The organism is Fibrobacter sp., from assembly GCF_045601785.1.
Lineage (GTDB): Bacteria > Fibrobacterota > Fibrobacteria > Fibrobacterales > Fibrobacteraceae > Fibrobacter.
The window spans coordinates 1-21,775 of sequence record NZ_JAZSAF010000082.1; the positions used below are offsets into that span (position 1 = coordinate 1).

Annotated in this window: 19 protein-coding genes and 1 pseudogene; 4 read left to right on the forward strand and 16 right to left on the reverse strand. The window is 53.4% G+C overall.

What is annotated here, in order from left to right; genetic code table 11:
• The 8 genes from ACKI61_RS12825 to tyrS form a co-directional block, all read right to left on the reverse strand.
• Positions 1 to 2,513 (reverse strand): tetratricopeptide repeat protein (locus ACKI61_RS12825; protein ID WP_407458074.1); only part of this gene is annotated, 2,513 nt, incomplete at its 3' end.
• Positions 2,514 to 2,585: 72 nt separating this feature from the next.
• A complete protein-coding gene (locus ACKI61_RS12830) occupies positions 2,586 to 4,832 on the reverse strand; it encodes a tetratricopeptide repeat protein (protein WP_407458075.1) in 2,247 nt (748 codons plus the stop codon).
• Positions 4,833 to 4,843: 11 nt separating this feature from the next.
• Entirely contained in the window at positions 4,844 to 6,361 is a 1,518-nt protein-coding gene (locus ACKI61_RS12835) for an OmpA family protein (RefSeq protein WP_407458076.1), read from the reverse strand.
• 194 nt (positions 6,362 to 6,555) lie between these two features.
• Positions 6,556 to 6,756 (reverse strand): hypothetical protein, encoded by a 201-nt coding sequence (locus ACKI61_RS12840; RefSeq protein WP_173821854.1) that lies wholly within the window; start codon positions 6,754 to 6,756, stop codon positions 6,556 to 6,558.
• A gap of 125 nt (positions 6,757 to 6,881) precedes the next feature.
• Positions 6,882 to 7,676, reverse strand: a complete 795-nt coding sequence (locus tag ACKI61_RS12845) for a 1,4-dihydroxy-6-naphthoate synthase (protein WP_407458077.1) — start codon at positions 7,674 to 7,676, stop codon at positions 6,882 to 6,884.
• 92 nt (positions 7,677 to 7,768) lie between these two features.
• Positions 7,769 to 8,437 (reverse strand): futalosine hydrolase, encoded by a 669-nt coding sequence (locus ACKI61_RS12850; RefSeq protein ID WP_407458078.1) that lies wholly within the window; start codon positions 8,435 to 8,437, stop codon positions 7,769 to 7,771.
• 17 nt (positions 8,438 to 8,454) lie between these two features.
• Positions 8,455 to 9,411 carry a 1-phosphofructokinase family hexose kinase gene (locus tag ACKI61_RS12855; RefSeq protein ID WP_407458079.1) on the reverse strand — a complete coding sequence of 319 codons (957 nt, stop codon included), beginning with the start codon at positions 9,409 to 9,411 and terminating at the stop codon, positions 8,455 to 8,457.
• 8 nt (positions 9,412 to 9,419) lie between these two features.
• Positions 9,420 to 10,637 (reverse strand): tyrosine--tRNA ligase, encoded by a 1,218-nt coding sequence (tyrS, locus tag ACKI61_RS12860; protein WP_407458080.1) that lies wholly within the window; start codon positions 10,635 to 10,637, stop codon positions 9,420 to 9,422.
• 174 nt (positions 10,638 to 10,811) lie between these two features.
• Between tyrS and ACKI61_RS12865 the strand changes: the two genes are divergently transcribed.
• Positions 10,812 to 11,417 carry an outer membrane protein gene (locus ACKI61_RS12865; RefSeq protein WP_407458081.1) on the forward strand — a complete coding sequence of 202 codons (606 nt, stop codon included), beginning with the start codon at positions 10,812 to 10,814 and terminating at the stop codon, positions 11,415 to 11,417.
• A 44-nt stretch (positions 11,418 to 11,461) separates the two neighbouring features.
• On the opposite strand, the gene ACKI61_RS12870 is transcribed toward ACKI61_RS12865, so the two are convergent.
• The 4 genes from ACKI61_RS12870 to rpsU form a co-directional block, all read right to left on the reverse strand.
• Complete coding sequence (locus tag ACKI61_RS12870; protein ID WP_407458082.1) at positions 11,462 to 12,991, reverse strand: sigma-54 interaction domain-containing protein; 1,530 nt, start codon at positions 12,989 to 12,991, stop codon at positions 11,462 to 11,464.
• A 9-nt stretch (positions 12,992 to 13,000) separates the two neighbouring features.
• Positions 13,001 to 13,522, reverse strand: coding sequence for a phospholipase D family protein (locus ACKI61_RS12875; RefSeq protein WP_407458083.1), 522 nt, complete (start codon positions 13,520 to 13,522; stop codon positions 13,001 to 13,003).
• 171 nt (positions 13,523 to 13,693) lie between these two features.
• Complete coding sequence (locus ACKI61_RS12880; protein ID WP_407458084.1) at positions 13,694 to 14,164, reverse strand: GatB/YqeY domain-containing protein; 471 nt, start codon at positions 14,162 to 14,164, stop codon at positions 13,694 to 13,696.
• A 119-nt stretch (positions 14,165 to 14,283) separates the two neighbouring features.
• Positions 14,284 to 14,493 carry a 30S ribosomal protein S21 gene (rpsU, locus tag ACKI61_RS12885; protein WP_014546541.1) on the reverse strand — a complete coding sequence of 70 codons (210 nt, stop codon included), beginning with the start codon at positions 14,491 to 14,493 and terminating at the stop codon, positions 14,284 to 14,286.
• A gap of 212 nt (positions 14,494 to 14,705) precedes the next feature.
• On the opposite strand from rpsU, the gene ACKI61_RS12890 reads away from it, so the two are divergent.
• Positions 14,706 to 15,482, forward strand: coding sequence for an SPOR domain-containing protein (locus ACKI61_RS12890; RefSeq protein ID WP_407458085.1), 777 nt, complete (start codon positions 14,706 to 14,708; stop codon positions 15,480 to 15,482).
• 110 nt (positions 15,483 to 15,592) lie between these two features.
• Here ACKI61_RS12890 and ACKI61_RS12895 read toward each other — a convergent pair whose 3' ends face one another.
• Genes ACKI61_RS12895 through ACKI61_RS12905 form a run of 3 tightly spaced genes read right to left on the reverse strand, consistent with a single transcriptional unit; the run spans position 15,593 to position 18,618 of the window.
• A complete protein-coding gene (locus ACKI61_RS12895) occupies positions 15,593 to 16,660 on the reverse strand; it encodes a glucokinase (protein WP_407458086.1) in 1,068 nt (355 codons plus the stop codon).
• A gap of 29 nt (positions 16,661 to 16,689) precedes the next feature.
• Positions 16,690 to 17,148: an RrF2 family transcriptional regulator gene (locus ACKI61_RS12900; protein WP_407458087.1), complete on the reverse strand. Its 459-nt coding sequence runs from the start codon at positions 17,146 to 17,148 to the stop codon at positions 16,690 to 16,692.
• A gap of 24 nt (positions 17,149 to 17,172) precedes the next feature.
• On the reverse strand, positions 17,173 to 18,618 hold the full coding sequence (locus tag ACKI61_RS12905) for an FKBP-type peptidyl-prolyl cis-trans isomerase (protein WP_407458088.1): 1,446 nt from the start codon (positions 18,616 to 18,618) through the stop codon (positions 17,173 to 17,175).
• Positions 18,619 to 18,690: 72 nt separating this feature from the next.
• On the opposite strand from ACKI61_RS12905, the gene ACKI61_RS12910 reads away from it, so the two are divergent.
• Entirely contained in the window at positions 18,691 to 19,254 is a 564-nt protein-coding gene (locus tag ACKI61_RS12910) for a hypothetical protein (RefSeq protein ID WP_407458089.1), read from the forward strand.
• On the forward strand, positions 19,247 to 21,424 hold the full coding sequence (locus ACKI61_RS12915; RefSeq protein WP_407458090.1) for a PorV/PorQ family protein: 2,178 nt from the start codon (positions 19,247 to 19,249) through the stop codon (positions 21,422 to 21,424). Before ACKI61_RS12910 ends, ACKI61_RS12915 begins: the two co-directional genes overlap by 8 nt.
• Before the next feature lie 77 nt (positions 21,425 to 21,501).
• Here ACKI61_RS12915 and ACKI61_RS12920 read toward each other — a convergent pair.
• Positions 21,502 to 21,775, reverse strand: a pseudogene (locus tag ACKI61_RS12920) (16S rRNA (guanine(527)-N(7))-methyltransferase RsmG); the annotation flags it as partial.

Sequence of the window (21,775 nt, forward strand, 5' to 3'; positions counted from 1 at the left end):
GGATAGTCGCGAACGAGGTCCTTGGAGCAGCGGATGGCTTCGTCGGTCATCTTCGCTTCGTCGTAGCTCAAGCAGGCGCTGTACAGGAAGCTCGGGGTCTTCTCGTTCTTCGGGTAGCGCTTGTAGGCAAGTTCGTAGGTAACAGCAGCGTTCTTCTTATCCGGGATGGAGTCATACACGGCGGCAGCAAAGCCGATTGCCTGGAACGCCATGGAATCCTGCGGGAAGTTGTTCGTGATGAAGAGGAACGTGGTCGCAGCCATCTGCGGCTTGTTGTCCTTCTTGTATGCGGATGCGGCACGGAGCACGCCCTTGATAGTGAGCGGAGAGCTTGCGTACTGCTTCGGGAGAATCATGAAGGTTTCGGCAGCCTTGTTGTACTGGTTCGCGTTTTCGAACGCGGCAGCGGCTTCGAAGATAGCCTTGTCGGCAATCTCGACCTTCGGGTAACGCTTCACGAGAGCGAGGTAAGCATTGGCACCCTTCTCGTACTGGCCTTCCTTGACAGCCTTTTCAGCCATCTGGTAGAGCACGAACGCGATAGCCTTTTCGGTTTCCTTAGCCATCGAGTCGTTCTTGGTGGCCTTCACCTGCGTGTACTGCTTCAACAGCCATTCGAATTCGGCAAGGGCCTCATCAAGTTGGTTGGATTCGAGCAAGGACTTGGCAAGCATCTGGCTGATGAGCAAGATGTACTGGTGGTTCGGGTACTTCTGGCGGAGTTCGCGAAGAACCGTAACCGCAGTCTTGAACTGTTTCGCATTGTAGTGCACGAGAGCCGCATTGTAGGCAAGTTCAGCAGCTTCCTTGTTCTGGCCAAACTTCTGCATGTACTTGTCCACCTGGGCGAAGTAAGCCTTGGTTTCAGGCAAGCTGTAAGCCTTGACCGTATCGCCGTTAGCCTTGCTCTTGAGAGCGGCTTCGCGAGCCTGGTCCATCATGAGCACTGCGTTGTAGGCAGCTTCTTCCTTCTTCAGGAGGGCAGCGGAACCGAGAGCGCGGCGGCCATAACGGGTGGTATCGGTATCGACGATCCAGTTGAACATCTTGGCGGCGTTCGCATGCTGGCCCATTTCCTGGTAGGCGGCAGCGAGGTCGATATGCACGGTGTATTCATCCCAGGTCGGTTCATTCTTGTAACGGGTGAGGAACGCTTCGTAAGCCTTGATAGCTTCTGCATAGCGCTTCTTACCGCCCTCGATATCACCTTCCTTGGTAATTTTCGCGGCCTGCTGGTGATGGTAGTGCGGAATTTCGAGCATGGCGCCACGGATGGCCTTGTCGGCGTTCGCGACGGATTCCTTATACTTGGTGTTCTTCTTGCGCCAAGAGGAATTCTTGTCGTAGCGCTTCACCACAACGTAACGGTAGTTCTGGGCTTCGTCGAACTTCTGCTGCACGAGCAAGATTTCGATCATGGCAATATCGGCAAGCGGAGCATCGATGTAATCCGGGTTGATCTGCATCAAGCGCTTGAAGGACTGGACAGCTTCTTCGTTACGGTCGTGATCCTTGTTCTTCATACCGATGCGGTAGTAGACGGAATCCTTGAACGGAACCTTCTTGTCCTTGAGGAAGGATTCTGCTTCGGCGACACCACCACCTTCAAGGTCAGAGAAGGAGGCTGCCATGAAGTCCATAGCTTCGGCGCGGAGGTCGTTGGGGTATTTACCCTTGTCGGCACCGATGATATATTCGTAGTACTTGATTGCTGCGGTTTCGTACTCAGCAATGTTGTAGTAAGATTCTGCCAAGTGATACATGGCAAGGGCAGCTTCCTTACCCGTAAGGGTCTCGAAGCCGGTCACCTTCTTGTAAGCCTTGATAGCATCGCGGAACTTACGGTTCATGAAGTGGTATTCCGCAATACGGAGCCAAGCCTTCGGCACGAGACCGTTGTCCGGGAAGTTTTCGACGAGGCGCATACGGAGCTTGTAGGCCTTTTCGTCTTCACCGCTAGCTTCCTGCACGGCAGCAGCCTGGTAGATCACGGTCGGAGTCTTGTCTTCCTTCGGATACTTGTCGATGTATTCAAGGAAGTAACCCAAGGACTTCTGGTGATCAGCCTTTGGAAGCTGGTCGATGTTGGCGCACTTTGCCGGCTTGTTGTCACGGTCGGCGCACCATGCCACATCTTCTTCATATTGGGCGTTCTTGTCGAGGAAGTGCTTTTCTTCGAGCTGGAACTGATAGTGGCCCAACTGCTGGAGTGCAGAGGCGCAGCGCTTGTTCTGCTTACCCTTACAGTTGTTGACCTGCTTTTCCCACTGGCGAATGGCATCTTCCATGCCCTTTTCATCGAGGCCACCCGAACGGCATGCCTGTTCGGCCTGATTCTTCAGGACCTTGTAGGAGTTTGCGCACTGGGTCTTTTCGGAGCCCTTCGGCATCGCCTTACACTTGGCTGCCAATTTCTTGGCTTCATTGACTTTGTCTTTACAAGGATCTGACGCGGCAAAGGACGTTCCTATGAGCGAGCAGACGATTGCACCAACAAGCAAAAACTTTTTCATTTTTCTCTTTCCACCTATTAAGATAAAAAAGGGGAAGACCTGGTTATAGCCAGGTCTATCTTTATTCATAGTTTATTCCAAATCACCTAAGTCGTCTTCGAGGCTCTCAAGTTCCTGTGCGGCTTCGGAGTTAGCAGCACCCTGACCCATCTTGGTCTTAACAGTTGCGAGGGTGAAGCCTGCGTCGTCCAAAATACGCTTACGGTTGGATTCGAAGCGGTCACTCTGGATAGCCTTCTGGTTGAATGCGGCGTAGTCTTCGATGGCCTGGTTGGCCTTGTCGAAGCTCGGCTGCAAGGCTTCGCGCTTGCTCTGCACACGCGGAGTCGGGAGCTGGCGGGCAAGGTCCAGTGCCTTGACCTGCACGGAGTCGAATTCGTCCTGCATGGCATCGTAAGCCTGGCGGGCACTGTCGCGGGCAGCCACAGAGACCACCGGCTGTTCAGTGCGCTTTTCAGCCTGTTCCAGAGACTTCACAGCGTTGTCGTAGTCCTTCTTGATGAAGTAGCAGTAACCCTGAACAAGGTATGCTTCGGAAACCAGGAAGGATTCAGGCATGTTCGCGATGATCCACTGGGCCGGCTTGATAGCTTCGTCGGGTTTGTTCACCTTAAGGAAGGACCAAGCAATACCAAGCATAGCTTCGTCGTACACCGGAGAACCGGGCTGCACCTGGCCATACATCTGAGCGGCAGCCGGAATGTCGGCCTTTTCGCCAGAGAAGTAGATGTGGCCGAGCTTCACCTTGGCAGCATCCTGCAAGTCGCGTTCGGACTGGTTGGACACCGGCTGTTCGGTAATGTCGCGGAAGCAGTTTTCAGCTTCGTCGAACTTGCCGAGGCGGCTGTAGGCGATACCCATGGTATAGCGGGCGTAGAAGTAGTTCGCGTTACCCGGAAGGATGGCGGCGAGCAGGTCAACAGATTCCTGATAGAGGCCCTGTTCGAACTTAATCTGGCCGGCAACGTAGTCAGCGTCAGCCTTCACGTCGCTTTCACCGAACTTCTGAGCAATATTCTGATACTTGGCCATGGCGTCGATGTACTTGCCTTCCTTATAGTCGATGTTCATCAACTGGAAGTGGTACTTAGCGCGCTGGTCACTCTGCGGATAGCGCTTGATAGCGTCTTCGTACACGGACTTTGCAGCCTTGTGCATGCGGAGGTTTTCGAAAGACTTTGCCTTATAGAAGGCGGCCTGGTCCACAAGGTGGAATGCCGGATACTTGGTCTGAACCTTACCGAAGGCGTATGCAGCTTCCAAGAACTGACGGTTCAAGTAGAGGCGCATAGCGGCGCGGTAGTCGTTTTCAGGTTCGATCTTCAAACGACGATAACGTTCTTCACCGATTTTCTCTTCGCGAGTGTCACCGAAGCGGCTGGTGAGCTTGACAGCCCAGATGAAGCCACGGTTCTTCTTGGCGTAAAGGTCATCGTGAGACATTTCGAGATCGAGAGCGAGGTAACGGAAGATGCTCACGTCCTTGACGTTAACCGTAGCGCCGGCAACCGGATAGCCTTCCTTCGTGAAGCGGAGGCGGACACCAAGGTGCGGGGAGAGGTAGTAGGTCAAGGTGAAGCTCATTTCCGGATTGACGCCGTCGCCACCTTCCGTATCGGAGTGGAACACATCGATCAAGGAAAGTTCTGCCTTAGCTTCGATGACGCGGTTGAAGCCACGCCAGAAGAGGGAGAAGTTCACGTTTGCAGGAATGTTGTAGGCATCGTCGCGGTCTCCACCAAAGAAGCCCGGAGCGACAAAGCCGTTCTTGTCTTCCATGCTAACGCCCGGCTGAGCCACGTTCTGGAGGGCAACGCCCACCAAGAGGTAACCGAACTTGGAAGAGTTCAGCGGGTTCCAGTTCACGCCCACGTCGGAACCGATCGTTACCTGCTTCACATCGTCGAACTGGTTGATGTAAAGGACGGAGACGTCGATACCCAAGGCGATGCACTGCATAAGCCTGTAGGCATAGCCGAACATGAAGGAATATTCACCGTAGGACTTGCCGCCATCGATGGATGCACCGTTTTCGAAGAACGAGAATCCGAGAGTGTGCTTGTAATCCATCGGGAAGGTCAAGCTCACATATTCCTGGCTCGCTTCGCCGCTGATGGAGCTGAAGAAGGCTGCGCTGAATTCCAACTGGTCCGTTTCAGAAATTCCAGCGGGGTTCACATACATGGCAGTGTTGCCACCAAATTCAGCGAACCAGTCGTTCTGCTGATACTTGTGCGGAGAATAAGTGGCTTCTGCAAACAAAGAAGTGCTGGCTACCGTGAGTCCGAGGACTGCTGTTTTAATAACACTAGTACGCATCACTTACTCCTTTACTTGATATCCGTGCGGATAAACTCAATACGACGGTTCTGGGCACGACCTTCAGGGGTCTTGTTCGTGGCGACCGGCTTGGCATCACCCATACCAGATGTGGTAATGCGGCTTTCGCTAATACCCTTTTCCACGAGGAAGTTCTTCACAGAAGCGGCGCGGTCAGCAGAAAGCTGTTTATTGGTTTCCTTTCTACCGACGTTATCAGTATGACCAACAATTTCGAAAGTGGCGTCCTGGAAAGTTTCCATAATATCAACCACCTTCATCAGGGAGATGTAGGAATCCTGAGTAATCGTAGCCTTACCGGATTCGAAGTTCACACCTTCAAGCACAAAGACCTTCTTCGGCGGCTGCGGCACTTCGTCCGGGCAACCATCGTCGTCCTTGTAGCTGTTCAAGGATTCGGCCTGTTCCGGGCAAAGGTCAACGCCCTTACAAACGTGGGCAAACGTTGCAAGCATACCCTTAGCTTCGACCCACGGATCGCAAAGACCGTCACGATCGTTGTCAGCATCCGGGCAACCATCGTCGTCCTGGTAGCCGTCGAAATCTTCGGCTTCTTCGGGGCAGTTGTCAAGGCCGGTGCAAGTAGCGGCGTACTTGTCGGAAACGCCTTCTTCAGAAACCCACGGATCGCAAAGGCCATCGCCATCGGTATCCGGGTTACGGGTTTCTTCAACCACTTCTTCTTCCTTCACCAGTTCGGCAGTCGTAAGACCGATGTCAGCCTTACCCTTACCGCGCTTGAGCATCGGCGAGGTGGACTGGCAGTAGAAGTTCGGCTTCGAGAGCGAAGCGTTCTGGAACTTCGGGTCCAAGGAAACGTTCGTGCGGTTCACCTTGATGAACTGGTTGAACGGGTAGTAGTTCTTGTAGATGTTGTTGTATTCCACCTTCGTCTGACCGGCAGCCGGGTCGGCAAACACACCGTAGTAGTGGTTTTCCATGAAGATGTTGTTACGGGCGATCACATTGGTCGGGCCCTTCAGAGCAAGGCCAGAGTAGCCGTTGCGGAGCACGACGTTGTGTTCAATAAAGGCGTCGAGAGACTTGGCGCCCCATGCAAGGATGCCGGACCAGCGGTTGCCGTACACCACGTTATTGCGGAGATGCGGCAGCGAGATGAAGGCACCAATACCGGTTGCATGGTTGTCAAGCACGTAGCAATGGTGAATGTAGGGGGCAGCGTTTTCGCAAAGAATACCTTCGAGACCGTTCTTCACCGTGAAGTGCGACATTTCGGCGCCCGAAGTACCCATGACGGTCGGACCTCTGCGGCCACCATCGATGATGGTCGTAAGGGGATCCTCGCCCTTAAGTACGACACCCATGATCAGGGTGATGTTTTCATTATAAGTTCCGCGCTTGACGAGGATGGTATCCCCGGCGTCCGCATTACCGAGAGCATCTGCAATCTTCTGATAGTCGCCAGGAACATTGATATTCTTTGCCATGGCGGTTCCAGAAAGAAGCATCGCCCCGGCCGTGATTAAGACCAGTTTCTTTAGGGTCATACTGCTACGTTTCTCCAATCATAGAACACTTTGAATTTAAATCCTTGAGCATTGCCAGACGGCTAATGCAAAATTCAAGTGGGAATATACCTCTAAAAACGGCATTAGTCAAACGATTTTCTGAAAAAATGCCCAAATAAAGGTGAAAATGTCGAAAAATTCGTTTCATCGAGATATTTATCGCCCACTCAAGGTCAATCGGCAGATGCCGGTTCGGCCTTTTCCTCTTCCTTTTTCGCGCCTTGGATAGACACGCGAATTTCCTGGCAGGTCTTTTTGATGTCCTGCAGAACCTTGCGGGCACGAGTGCCAGCAGACTTGTTGCCGCGCTCGAACTTTTCGTACTCGCGCTTGAAGTTCTCGACTTCCTGTTCAAGATCGTTCACTAAACTCATAAGCAAACTCCAAAAAAAAGATGCTGTATGGAAAATAAATTATTGTTTCTACTAAAAATTCGCCATTTTGTAAAAAAATGTTCAAAAAATGCGGAAAAAAGCAACTTTTTTCATCTATCAACAGTTTATTCACTCTTGACTAACGACCACAAATAATCAAGCGAAGCTTTTCCGCGTTCGCCGACATTCTCCGAAAAGTCGTTGACAAACATCAAAATATGCGCTTTCATGACTTCGGGATCTTCAATTTGAGCCTTTTCGTCGATAAAATCCGTCACCATTTCGGCTCGAGACCGAGCCGTGCGAAGGCTTCTACGGATTTCCTCTTCTACCTTAGAAATGACATCGGCGCCAAGCGATTTTTTTGCAACCGCAATACCGAGCGGTATAGGCGTCCCCGTATTCTTTTCCCAGAACGCCCCTAGATCTTGCAACAGGTACAACCCATCGCGCTTCCAGGTGAAACGGTGCTCATGAATGACCACGCCCTGCTGCACTTCATGTGTACGAAGCGAACGATACACCTGGTCAAAGAGGGCGTAATTGACCTGACGCTCCCCCTGTTGCGTCTTGCGGAACCAGAACTTGTAGAGAAGAGCCGCCGTGGTATCTGCCCCAGGAAGCGTTACCGGAACTTGCGGATTAAAGCATTCGGATTCAGAGGAAAGCAGCAGTGGACCGCAGCCGTAGCCGATGGCACCGCCGCAAGAAAGGCAGACATAATCCGTCTCGATTTTAGGATACACCTGGGCGCTCACCTTCGCCACATCGAGCTCACCGCGGCGCACCATCTCGTTCAAGGTCTGCACATCGGCAAAGTGGACATCCCATTTAAATGGAGAATTTTCGAGACCGTGAATCAGCGCCTCGTAGATATAGGTGTCGTTAGGACAGGTGGATATTCCGAGAGAAAGACGCATAATAGAGGTATGAGGTGTGAGGTATGAGGTATGAGGTGTGGGGTGTGAGGTATGAAGCGCGAGGTGTGGTATGGATTATCAATCATTACTTACTACTCACCACACATTACACATTTTCTTAGGGCGGCGAGAGCTTCGTTGAATTTCCAGGAAGCACGGTCGCGAGTAGAGGCCATGTTGCACACCGCGCGGATTTCAAAGACCGGGACGCGGTAAGCCATGCAGGCCGCAATTCCTGCGGCACCTTCCATATTTTCGATATCGGCATCAAATGTCCTGGAACGCAAAAGTCCAAGTTCTTCGGTTCCGGTGCAGCGGTTTACCGTGAGGCCCACCACCGACTTGAGACGATGCAAATGAAGCGGAGCCTGCGATGAATCCGTTGCACGGACTGTACTCGGGAACGGATAAAATGAGCCGTCAGCATCCTGATAGCCCAAGTCGCCTACAAATTCGGTATCTACGCGGACGACATCGAGCAGATTTACACCGCGGTTGGGATAGGCCCCGCAGACACCCAGAATAAACACGGACGAAATGGAAACGCCTTGCTGCTTGACATGCCCAAGCATGTAGGTCAAATTCGTAGCAAAGCTGAGAATTCCAAGGCCAAGGATACAGGCATAGCCGCGACCTTCAGACAACTCTATTAATTTGTCTGGAGTAAATTCGTCAGCTGTCGTTTCATATTCAGGAAAAAAGGCGATAAATTCCGCCGGAGTTGCAAAAGCGAACAAACAACTTTTATCCGGGAACGCCATGCGCCAGTCCTTTTTCGCTAGTCCAGTTTTTCAACAGCGTCGGCAAGAGTAGTTTCAAGCTCAGCCACGCGCTCCACCTTGAGGTTGCACGGCCGGTCGACTTCACACCGTGCAGTCGCCACAGCAGTCGCTTTAACCAGACACTCCTCAAAATCCATTCCCATGCCATCGGCATAGAGCCAGCCCGCAAAGAAGGAATCACCGGCGCCGATGCGGTTGTTCACCTGAATTTGGGGCGGCTGAAGCTGCACACCCTGGAACTTCTTTTCGATCAGGCGGAACGCCCTGACCGGAGAATCTTCATCGGTAACTACCAAGGTCTTTATCGGCAAACGTTCAAGCACAGCAGTCGCAGTCATCTTCCAGAACTGCGGACTCGACAGCACAATGGGAAGTCCTAAACGAGTCAGTAACTTGCAGTATTCCTGCATGTTGATTTTGAGAAGTTCAACGCCCTTTTCGAGCCATCCGTCGATACCTTCGATAGCGTCGACATAGACCTTCTTTCCATTAAAATCGAGGTTGTTCAGCAGATCAACGTTAAAACCCTGCGGGAATGTTCCGCACAAGGCGACACTCTGGGTCGTATTCCAGTAATCATTAAGGGTCTGGATAAAGTCATCGTTCTCGAAATCCGAAAGAATCGGAGACGGTTCAATCAGTTCGGTCGATTCGCCTTCGCTCACAACGGTTGTGCAGATACGCGTGGGTTCCTTGATCCAGACCGGGGCCTGCTGAATTCCGTAGCTGGAAATTTCATCAAATATCCTGGAACCATGTTCTGAGCCCAGAAAATGCATCAGCAGCGGTGAACCGCCCAAGAGACGCAACACCAAGCCACAGTTAATTCCTTTGCCGGAAGCGTATTCCTCGACGCGCTCAATGCGGTGAACTTCGCCTGGAGTAAACTTGTCCACATAGAACAAGCGCTGCCACGCGGGGTTCAGGCCTAGAACAAGGACATCTTGAGGCATAGTCTACCTTAGAAATTCACCTTGTAGAACTTGCGCTTGCCCACCTGAACAACCAGCTGGTCTGCGCCCTTGATTTCAAAGGTCGCCTGCGGGTCAGCGAGTTTTTCGCCTGCAATCTTCACACCGCCGTTCTGGACCATGCGACGGGCTTCGCCCTTGGAGGCGAAGGCCTTGATTTCAACAAGCAGGTCCAGGGCTCCGTAGGTGCCGGCCGCCACGCTGCATTCGGCAGCATCGCTGGGGATGGCGTTACCGCTGTGGATTTCGCGTTCCTTGGCAGCGGCGGCCTCGGCGGCTTCCGCGCCGTAATACTGCGTCACGATGTCGATAGCGAGGCGATGCTTGGCATCGTTCGGGTTCATCTTGCCTGCGGCAATGTCTGCCATCATCTGCTTAATTTCTGCAAGCGGAATATTCGTGAGAAGTTCGAACCAGTTTTCGACGATGCTGTCGGCGAGGCTGTAAATCTTGTGGTACATCACGTCGGCCGGTTCATTGAGGCCCACGTAGTTACCGATGGACTTAGACATCTTGACCTTGCCGTCGGTACCGAGGAGAATCGGCATGAAGAGGCCAATCTGCGGTTCCATGCCTTCGAAAAGCTGCAAGTCGCGGCCGCGAAGCACGTTGAACTTCTGGTCGGTGCCGCCCAATTCCACGTCGCTCTTGATGGCCACGGAATCGTAGCCCTGCATCATCGGGTACATGAACTCGTGCAGGCTAATCGGCGTATTGGCCGTGTAGCGGTTGTGGAAATCCTCGCGTTCGAGCATCTGGGCCACGGTGAACTGACCCATGAGTTCGGTCACCTTGCTGAACGGGAGCTTGGAGAACCATTCGCCGTTGTAGTGGATTTCCACCTGGTCGCGGCGGACGACCTTGAAGAACTGTTCCTGGTATTCCTTCGCGTTCTCGAGCACCTGCTCGTGCGTGAGACGCGGGCGGGCCTTGTTGCGGCCACTCGGGTCACCAATCTGGGCAGTGTAGTCACCCACGATGAGCACCACAGTGTGGCCCAGGTCCTGGAACTGGCGGAGCTTGCGCATCACCACCGTATGGCCGAAGTGCACGTCCGGGGCAGTCGGGTCAACACCCATCTTGATACGGAGCGGGACTCCGGTATCGTAGGACTTCTGGAGTTTCTTTTCGAGTTCTTCTTGCGGCACGACATCGATAACGCCGCGCATCAAAATTTCAAGCTGTTCTTTTACAGGACGGAATTGCATAGTAGGTATGAGGTTGTGAGGTGTGAGGTCGGCACTACGTGCCTTTGAGGTTGGGGAGATTGAACTGCACATCAGCTAATCACACAAAGCCCATGTAGAAGGAATGAATTTTCATACGGCGTAAATATAGAAAACGTTTTTCTATATTCTTCGCACCATTTTGAGGAGAACATAATGAAAAAACTACTTATTCTAGTCGCCATGGCGACGTCTCTCTGTTTTGCACAATCGGAACCCCACACCCATGACGGATTCTTTTTAAGCATAGCAATGGGTTTTGGCTACCAGAACATTGACTTTGTGACCAACGACTATGATGACAACACCACAAACCTTAGCGGAACAGCCACGGATATTGATGTAAAAATTGGCGGAAGAATTGCAAACAACCTGCTGTTGCACATGACATTGGCCGGAACGACCCCAACCGATAGCTACTCCGATGATGGTGATGAATACAAGACAAACATGTCTCTCCTCGGTATCGGAGCCACCTACTACTTTATGTACAACTTCCTGGCCACTGCGACTCTGGGTATCAGCCAATTTAGATTCGGTGACGACATTTCAACATTTGACGCAACCGTCAAAATAAACAATGACAGATTCTCCCAAAGTGGATTCGGATTCCAGCTGGGTCTCGGCAAGGAATGGTGGGTTAGCGACAACTGGGGGATCGGAGCTACAGCAGCCCTACTATACGGATTCGCCTATAATCTAGAGGATGCAAGAGATGGCTCCTTGTCGATTTCGGCAAGACTCACTGCCACATGGAACTAATAGCCGATGCTGACATCCGTTAGCATGACACAAAGGTAAGAGGTTTATCGGGTAAATGCAGCTAGGTCGATGCCTAGCTGCTTTATTTTGTATGTAAGAATACGAGGTGTGGAGGAAAGGCTGCGAGCCGCGGCGGCGACTTTTCCCTTGCTGCTCTTGAGGGCATCGCAGATGATATCCTTCTCGTAGGCTTCCACCATGAGTTTCAGGTTTCCGTTCACGGGAGTGCCGCTGGTTTCGGCGGTCTGCAGCGTGGTCGGGAAATGGTGCGGGTAGATGACGTCTTCATCGGCAACGAGGACGGCACGCTCGATTCCGTTTTCAAGTTCGCGCACGTTTCCGGGCCACGGGTAACTCATGAGCATGTTGATGGTCGTGCGGGCAAGGCGGCGCACGTTCTTGCCCACGATGCGGCAGTAATGCTCCACAAAGTGGTCCGCCAGGAGTACGATGTCTGTCTTGCGGTTCCTGAGCGGCGGCACATAAATCGGGAAAATGTGCAGCTGGTAATAGAGGTCTTCGCGGAAGGTTCCTTCTTCCACCATCTGCTGCAGGTTCTTGGTGGTGGCCGCAATCACGCGGACGTTCACCTTCTTGGGAATGCGGGCGCCAATGCGTTCCACCTCGCCGTTCTGCAACAGGCGCAGGAGTTTCACCTGAAGGTTCGGCGAAAGCTCGCCCACTTCGTCGAGGAACAGCGTGCCGCCCTCGGCCTGTTCTACGCGGCCAGGCGTCTCGGCGAACACACCCACGAGAGCGCCACGCACACTGCCGAACAGTTCACGGTCCAATACCGATTCCGGCATGGAGGCGCAATGAACGCGGACGAACGGGCCCATGTTGCGGTCGGAACGGTAATGGATAGCCTCAGCCACGAGCCCCTTGCCCGTACCCACCTCGCCCACGATGAGCGCGGGTAGGGGGCTCTTTGAAACCTGGTCAATCTGCGCATACACGCGCTGCATCTCGCTGGAGCGTCCGATGATGTTATCGGGCTGGAAACGGTCCTTGAGTTCCAATGTCAAGCGCTCGTTTTCGGCCTTCAGGAGTTCATTTTCTTCGCGGGCCTCGCGGCGGAGTTTCACTGCCGCCGCAAGCATTTGCGCGATGATTTCCAGCAGACGGAGCTTTTCGGGAAGTTCATCTTCTACCGGATTCTGCACGTCGGCACTGAAGGCGCCAATCACCTGATGTTCCATGATGACAGGAACGCAGAGGAACGCCTTGTCCTCCGTCTTGCCGCGGCCCGTACGGTCGAGGAAGTCCGGGTCTTTTGCGACCGAGGGAATGATGATTGGCTTACCCGTTTCCACGACGCGGCCCGTGATGCCCTCGCCCACCTTGTAGCGGCCCTTGCGGGCCTGGCGACTGCTCAAGCCTTCCGCAATTTCAATGGAGATTTCGCCCGTGTGGCGATTGTACAGCGTAAGCGTCGCATGTTCCACACCCATCGTAGATTCCACCACTTCCAGAATCGGGTGCGCGACACTTTCAAAGTCGAGCGTCTGGTTCAGAATGGAACTGATCTTGTAGAGCAGTTCCAGTTCCTGGATTTTGGATTGGGAGGTGGGCATATATGAAATTTACTTAATCCTGTCGCCGCAGAATTCCTGGCGGCCGCAATTTTTGCAGTGCGAGCCCATCCAGAGCGTGTCGAACTGTTCAATGGCGGGCTGTACAAGCGCGGGGTCGTTGGTGAGGACACCCGCCTCGAAGTTGCGGCGCAAACTGCTCTTCATGCCGATGCCCGCACCCGTCAAGTTCGCGGAACCGATGTAGGCGGTTTCCAAGTCAAAAATCATCATCTTAAAATGCACCCGCGGGCACATGACGCGCTCGAGGTCGGTCGCCAAAATCTTGAACCGGTCAAAGTCCTCGCGGAAATTCGGGCCGGGCTCCTTCGCGTGAACAAGCCGCACGCCCACGCCGCGCTTCAGGAGTGCGGCCAGCTGCCCGAGCAAGGGCATCGATTCGCCATCCTGCTTCACATAGACATCCTTGATGTCGGCAGTACCGATCCACAATGTATTGCGGACCTTCGCAATCCGCGCGATGACCTCGGAATAATGTTCCTCGTTCTGGATGTACTTGGTGAATGTAGGCACGGGAGTAAATATAAAGAAAATCTGAAAAAAAGAGATGCCCGGTCGAGCCGGGCATGACAATGAGGGACTAGATCCTTCGACTTCGAGGCTACACCTCTCCTCCACAAAGAGGATAACTCAACTTTAGAACTAAAGTTCTTAGTTTCGTATAGCTCAGGATGACACTTCCTTCTATTTCAGCGCTTCCTGAACCAGGGCAGATGCGCGCTTGGCGTCGAAACGGCCCTTGACCTTCGGGGAAAGTTCCTTCATGATCTTGCCCATGTCTTTGGGGCTAGAGGCTCCGGTAGCCGCCTTGATTTCGGCGATGAGGGCCTTGACTTCGTCTTCGGTCATTTCGGCCGGCATGTACTTGCGGTAGAGCGCGATGCAGGATTCTTCGGCCGGGACCTTGTCCATGAAGCCGCCCTTCTTGAGGATATCGATAGCTTCCTGCTTCTGCTTGACGCTCTTCGCAAGAACATCGACACACATTTCGTCGGTAATGGTTTCTTCGATCTGGGCCGGAGTGGCGCCAGACTTCATGGCTTCGTTCTTGATGTCGGAATGGAGGGTACGGAGCGTTCCGAGAGTCTCGGCGTCGTGCGCCTTCATAGCGGCCTTGATATCGTCCTTAATCTTTGTCAGCAATGCACTGCTCATGTTTTACCTTGAGTGGATTACGCCCCGCTCCTGGCACTTAGGTTCAACCTCTAAAAACACGCAACGAGCCACCGGTCCTAGACCGACGACTCATTACAAAATCGATGCCTTATTAGCGACTAGTAGAGACGCTTACGGTTCTGGTCAGCGATTTCCTTCAAGCGCTTGCGACGGGCGGCAGTTTCGATGCGCTTCTTTTCTTCAGAAGGCTTTTCGAAGCGCTGACGCTTCTTGACATCGGAAATGATGCCGTTCTTTTCGCAGGACTTGGTAAAACGCTTGAGAGCGCGTTCAAAAGGTTCGTTGGACTTAACAATTACGCCGATCACGATTATCCTTTGGTTAAATTAGAAATTCGTTTTTGGATAGCCAAATATATTTAATTGACGGAATTTCGTCAAGGGTAGAAAAAAGGAGCGAAAAAAGCGCCCATTTTAGGGTATTTTTTTCACTATAACTTGCGGAATATCAAAGACTTATGTATATTTTTGGCATAACAGACTGTTTTTTGTCTTGATTTTACGAAAAACTGGAGATTTGGATGAAAAAATCAATTCTACCGCTTACCGCCATTGCGCTTGCAGGTTCCCTGCTTGTAGCCTGCAATGATGAAGAAGAACTTGTACCGAAGATGGACACGGCCAAGCCGGCAGTCCAGGCTCCCGCACCAAAGGCTGAAGAACAGCCCAAGGCTGACGAACCGGAACTCGTTCCTATCCAGTCTCTCTCTGGCAACAACGAAGCCAACGCGGCCAACGACAAAGATGAAAAGGCCACCACGGCTCCTGCAGGAAACGTGCAACAGCTCGACAAGGGCGACTTCGTTGTCCAGGTCAGCATCCAGTCTTCAAAGAAGGCTGCCGACGGCATTGTCAAGAAGCTTGCCGAAAACAACGTCAAGGCCTATATCGCTGAAGTTGAAAATCCGGGCGAACTCGAAGGCACCTACTACCGCATCCGCGTCGGCTACTTCGAATCTAGCGCCGCGGCTCAGGAATACGGAAAGCAGGTTCTGTCCCCGCTCAACTTTGCCTGGTGGGTGGACATGAGCAAGAACGACGACGTAGGAAATCCTAACGGCGATTCCGACTCTGACTCCTACTCCAACAACTCCTATTCGAATTCCAATACCTATTCGGAACCGGAACCCGCTCCCGCACCTGAGCCTGAACCGGCACCTGCACCCGAGCCTGAACCCGCTCCCGCACCTGAGCCTGCTCCGGCACCTGCACCGGAACCCGCTCCTGCTCCTGCACCGGAACCCGCTCCGGCACCTGCAGCACCCGCTCCCGCCGACAACTTCGACGACTGGGAATAAGTTCCGAAATTACAGACATCAAAAAAACTCCGCTGCTTGCGGAGTTTTTCTTTTTAGTCAGGCTTCATTTCGAGCACCCAGGAAGACTCCCTGAGATTGTTGAGCGGGCTTTACTTCTGCAGATTCAAACTTGCGTTTGCTGCACCATAAAGGCTGATGCTATAATCCTTGATGATATACACAGGAATCTTGTTCAAGAGCGGACGGATGTTCGGATTGTAGTTCTTTTCGAAATACTTCATGAACAGGTTGTCGCGTTCGAGCCAGCGCAGGTCCTTCTGCACCGTGCCGCCAGCCAAGTAGAAACCACCGAGCGGGAGGAACAGCGTTGCGGCGTCACTTGCAAAACGAGCAAGCATCTTCACGAACAGGCGCATCATTTCGGCCGCCACCGGATCGGTATCACTTGCGCGGCTGATGTACTTCGGGCGATCGTTAGGTTCAGTTTCTTCAATCTTCTTGAAGGCTTCGTTATCGGGAACGCCGCGGGTCTCCTTCCACCATTCGTACATGTTGCGGAGCCCCATGCCAGAAACAAGCGGCTCCACGCCGGGGACCATTCCGATCTTCTTTTCCATGTAGTCGTGGAATTCCTGGGAGTCCTTGTCGAACGGGGCAAAGGTGGAGTGGCCTCCTTCGGAACTTGCGGGGATGTACTTCTCGCCGTCGAAGGCAAGGAAGCCGACACCCATGCCAGTACCCGGGCCGATAACCGCCTTGGTCGCCTTTTGCGGGGCGGGCTGGCTTCCGTCGGTATGCGTGAGCTTGAAAATCTGTTTCGGGTCATCGACATCGAGCGTCGGGATGCCGTAGCTAATCGCCATGAAGTCGTTGATGACAAGCGTCGGGATGCCCGTTGCAGCCGTAAGTGCATCGCCATCCACACTCCAGGGCAGATTCGTCATGACGCACTTGTTGCTTGCCACCGGTCCCGCGGCACTGATGCAGATGTGAGACGGCTTCAAGTCAGCACGGTTTTCTGCAGCAAGGCGAAGCGTTTCGCGGATCGGTTCATCGAGACCATTGATGTCCTTGGATGCGCAAACTGTTTCAAGAACCAGGGTAAACTTGCCGTCCTTGTAACCGACCAAGCCTAAGTTCGTGTTGGTGCCACCAATATCGCCCGCGAGAACGAGACGGTCAAACTTTGCATCGGGATTAAGCCATTTGATTTCCATAAAAACTCCAAGTTTTAAAAAAAAATAATTTAAAGACCGCAGTTCCATTCCTTGCCGCCGGGAATTTTCCCTTCGGATTCAGGCATGTTCCGCAAGAACTGCTCCAGGGTCACGCTACTGAGATACCCGCGGATCATGGTGTCGAGGTCCTTCCACACAGGAAGCGTCACGCAGAACTTGGCCCGGTCACATTTTTTTGCATTTCTGTCAAGACATGCCACGGGAGCAACGGAAGTTTCCATCAGAGAAAGGATGTCCCAAACACTGCAGTCCGCCGGATTGCAGTTGAGCCTGTATCCGCCCCCCTTGCCACGAGCACCTTCCAAAAGTTTTCCTCGCACCAATGTGCCGAGAATTCCTTCAAGGTACTTTTCCGAAATCTGCTGGCGACCCGAAAGTTCCTGCAGCTTCACGAACTCGCCCTTGCCGTTCTTGGCAAGGTCAATCATCACGCGCAAAGCATAACGGCCTTTAGTAGAGATTCTCATAATCGTTCAGGATAGCGCTAAGTTCTATTCACCCAAATACTCAACTGCAAAGATGAGCGTAGAGCCACCAGGGATAGGCCCTGCACCGCGTGCACCGTAACCCAGTCCGGGCGGCACCACCAGGATTCTCTTTTCGCCGGGGAGCATGCCCTGCACGCCAAGTTCCCAGCCGCGAATCACACGGCCCGCACCGAGCGTGAAGCCAAACACCTGGCCACGGTCGCGGGAGCTGTCGAACTTGTAGCCGTTGGTAAGCCAGCCGGTGTAATGAACCTTCGCCACATTACCCTTTTGCGCGGGCTCGCCTTCGCCCTGCTTGATAATTGCATAGCGGAGGCCTTCGGGACCATTCTCAAACGTAAGCGCAGTCGTATCGGGGAAGAAATCCATGTTGGCAATGACAGCTTCGTCCTCTTCGGAGGAAACCAGTTCCACGCGGAAGATCAGCGTCGAGTTGGAAGGAATCATGGAGTACGCCGTTGCACCATAGCCCATGGCCGGAGCGACGCGTAACCAGCGGACGCCACCTTCGCGCATTCCTTCGAGACCGACTTCCCAGCCCTTGATCATCTTACCGGCACCCATCACCACCTGAAGCGGCCTGCCGATATCCTTGGATGAGCCGAACTTGCGACCGGAAAGGAGCCAGCCCGTGTAATGCGTCTTGAGAACGGAACCCACCACGGCAGGCTTACCGCTCCCCACCTTTTCATCGTGAATCTTGAGGCCCTTGGCCGCCTCGCGCCAGCCCAGACCTTCGATGTTCTTGGGGAACACATCAGGCTCCATCGGCGGATCCGCACTTACCAGTTCCACGATAAAGAACAGGTCGGAATATTCAGGAACGCCTTCGAGAGAATTTTCACCGTAGCCCATCTGGTAGGGCACGTAGAGTTTGCGGACTTCGCCCGGCTTCATGCCAACGAGGCCCTTTTCCCAGCCGGCAATCACGAGTCCCAAGCCTAGCGTGAATTCAAGCGGTTCGCCGCCGGAGTAGGATTCCGAGAAGAGCCTAAAGCGACTGTCCGAAGACGCGGGGGCAATGGAATCGATAAATGTCATCGGAACTGCAGAAGAATCTACAGCAGACGCAGCTGCAGCGGTATCTACCGGAGCCACTTCTTTTTCAATTTCCTTGGACTTTTTCTTCGACTTTTTTTCCTTGCGCTTATCGACTGCAGTTTCCAAGAGCGCTGTCGTGTCAACTTTTGTCACGCCTGCAACTTGGTCTGAATTAAAGTCGTTCGCAAGACGCAAGGAGTCTGCGATGCGTAACGAATCGGCAAGGCGAGCCTTTTCGGCCAGAATCTTTACGCTGTCCAGGTACACATAGCTCTTGTAATGCACCCTGATGAGCTGACCGGCCCGAATGGAGTCTCCAGAGCCTTCCCTAACCGTTTCCACCTTAAAAGGAACGGCAAAACAGGCACTACACATCAGCAATACAAGAAAAAACTTCAATTTCGGCATATTATCTCCTGTCCCACAATTTAGAAAATGCTAGTTTTTGAGAGTAACGAATAATTCCAAACGGAATAAAATATGCTGTCAGTCATTATCGTCATAGCGATTATCGTCTTGTCCGTGATACTCGCCGCCATTGGCGCGTACGTGGTTATTCATAGTTCCGACGAAAAGGACGAACCGAAGCGGGTCATCGACGTCTCCGGTCAATATGCCGTCGTCGTGCGCCCCGCCCGCGAATCGCTCACCGCAGTCAAGCCCTCCGAAGCATCGCTCAGATCCTGGCTCGACACGCAGGACATTCCTGCCGAAAGGAAGGATCAGCTGATTGCGCAGTGGAACGCATCGCTCGAAGCGACGATCCGCACCATTGACGAAGGCGACAAGAACGGCACAGCGACATACCGCATCGAACTAGGCCCCAAGGGCAAGCAATATGTGAAGTTCGTAAGCGACGAAAACTTTATCACCCGCGAGCAGATCCGCAACCATGCGGAAATCCTGCCGCCCTATGTTCTTGGCTGCGACTGCAGGCTGCTCCCGAAGCAGCCCTGGGAAAACCCGAGCAAGTCCGGCTGGAAGGCCGTCGTGCCTGCACACGGCAACCACTATGACGTCCCCGACTGGAGGCATCTTGCGTAAATCCCTATTCTCTGCATTACTTTTAGCGCCCGTACTGTCTTTTGCGGCAGGTTCTGCCATCATCACGCTCGAAATGCCCGTCGGCGCACGCCAGCTGGGCATGGGTGAAGCAGGGGCAGCACTTGCCGACGACCCGACCGCCATGTACTACAACCCGGCAGGACTTGCCTTTGGTCCCTTGGCCGACGAATGGCGCATGAGCTACCAAGCAGACTCCAAGAGCGCCCCCTTCTTTACGAGCATGGCCTCGCGTTCCAAGGACGGATTCTTCAGCAAGAGCGAACTCTGGGCAGGAACCGCCGAAGGCATTTTGAAGTTTGACGGTGAGCAGTGGGTGAACTACCACTCCATTACGCTGCAGGGTAACGCCAAGATCCGTGACGCGGTCAAGGTCTATATCGGCTCCGAACGCGGACTGGACGAATACCTGCGCCAAGTGAAAAAATTCAACGACATCAAGTCGGCCGACGACGAGAAACACGTGGTCGAAGTCAAGATGCCCTGGAATCTGATTGTGAAGGACACCATCACGGCGGTCCTTTACGAAAGCCGCACCGAAAAGCTCTGGGTGGGAACCCCAAAGTCCCTGTACCGTTTTGACGGCAAGGCCTGGAAGAGCTACGACGACGAACTCGGCAACCACCGAATCACCGCACTTGAAAGCCAGGGTGCATCTATCTGGATTGGTACCGAAGACGGCCTGTTCGTTTACCGCAACGGCCAGTTCGAGCAGAAGGGCAAGGTGCTTCCGAGCCAGAAGATCCGTTCGCTGGTGTGGTCCGAAAACAGGAAGGAACTTTACGTGGCAGTCGAAGGAGCGGGCATCGCAAGGCTCATTCCCAAGAAGAGCGTGAACGACAAGGACCGCTGGAGCCTGTTCACCGAAGAAGACGGCATCATGGACCTCTCCCCGACATCGCTTGCCGTGGACAGTTCGGGACATGTGTGGGCGGCCCACAACGGAGGCCTTTCGCACTTTACGCTGCGCAAGTGGGAACAGGTGCAGTTCGCCGACAACAAGGTGAACGACATTTCTGTGGACCAGCGTGGCGGCATCTGGATTGCAACCGACAAGGGCGTCTGGCGCCACCTGCCGGACTACGCCACCGCAAGCGGACGCAAGGCAGAACTTGAACGCGGCGCCGCCGAAGAAGAAGGTTCCACCAAGAGCGAAGACGAATGGGTCCACTACCATAGCGGCAACGGGCTTTCCACCAACAAAGTGTGGGCAGTGCTCCCCCAGGGTGGCGACGTGTGGTTCAGCACCGCGAACGGCATGGAGCAGTTCAAGGACGCCGACTACCAGATTACCGCCTTCTACGAAAAGCTTTTGCCGATCCTGAACATCCCCGACCTGTACCACCTCTTTGCAGGCATGACCATTCCGCTGAACGACTGGGGCACGCTCGGGTTTTTCGTGAACTTCGTAAGCTTCGGCTCGACGATCGCCTCCGGTGATGTCGACGCCGACGACCTCGTGGCCTACAACAGCTCCGAAATCGTGGGCGGCTTCAGCTACGGCACCCGCTTCCCCAACGACTGGGGCCTAGGCCTCTCGATCAAGTTCTTCTACTCCGACCTGAGCTCTGGTGCCGCCGCCGGCGAAGAAGAAGCGACCACCTTCGGCTACGCATTCGACATCGGTCTGTTGAAGAAAAACCTTTTTGTAGACAAATTAAATTTCGCCTTAGTGCTTGCAAACATCGGCCCAAGCGTCTACTATGTGGACAAGACTATCGAAGACCCGATTCCTTTGACATGGCGTCTAGGACTTTCCTATGAGATTCTCTCGCTAGCCGACTACAAGTGGACCGTCCTTGCCGACTACAACCGCGAAGTGGTCTACGACGACGACAAAGGCAATCCGGAGCCGTTCTACATTTCTAGCTGGAAGTCGCTCATCAACCCTGAAAGGGACGGCAACAAGGTGAAGGAATCCATTATGCAGGGTGTCTTCAACTTGGGTACAGAATTCGTCTACGCGAACACGATTGCCCTGCGCGCCGGTTACCTTTACGACCAGACCGGCAAGCGCAACGAAGTGGACCTGGGCTTTGGTTTCATGCTCTCCGACGTGTTGCAGTTCGACTTCGCCACCATCAAAGATGTGGGCGACAACGACGGCGTGCGCGACGGACAGATGCGCTTCGGCATGCTGTTTAAATTTTAGTAGACAGTAGAAAGTGAGAAGTAGGAAGTATAATTCTGCGGATTACAGTCTACTTCCTACCGTCTACTTCCGACTCATCATTCTACTCGTTCGAGGATAATCAAGGCGCGTTCCTGCGTGCTGTTTGGAATCGTGTAGAAATGCTTTCCCACGAACTTGTAGCCAAAATCTTCGGGATGAAAAGTCTTGAGTTCATCGGCGACGGCAGGGCCCTTCATGAAGAACACGCGGCCACCGACCTTGAGCGAATTGGCGATTCGCGGAAGAGTCTTTTCCATGAGTTCGAAGGCGCGGCTGATAACGCCATCTACAGGGATGGTCATGCTGCGGCTTGTGACCTTGTGGCCGAAG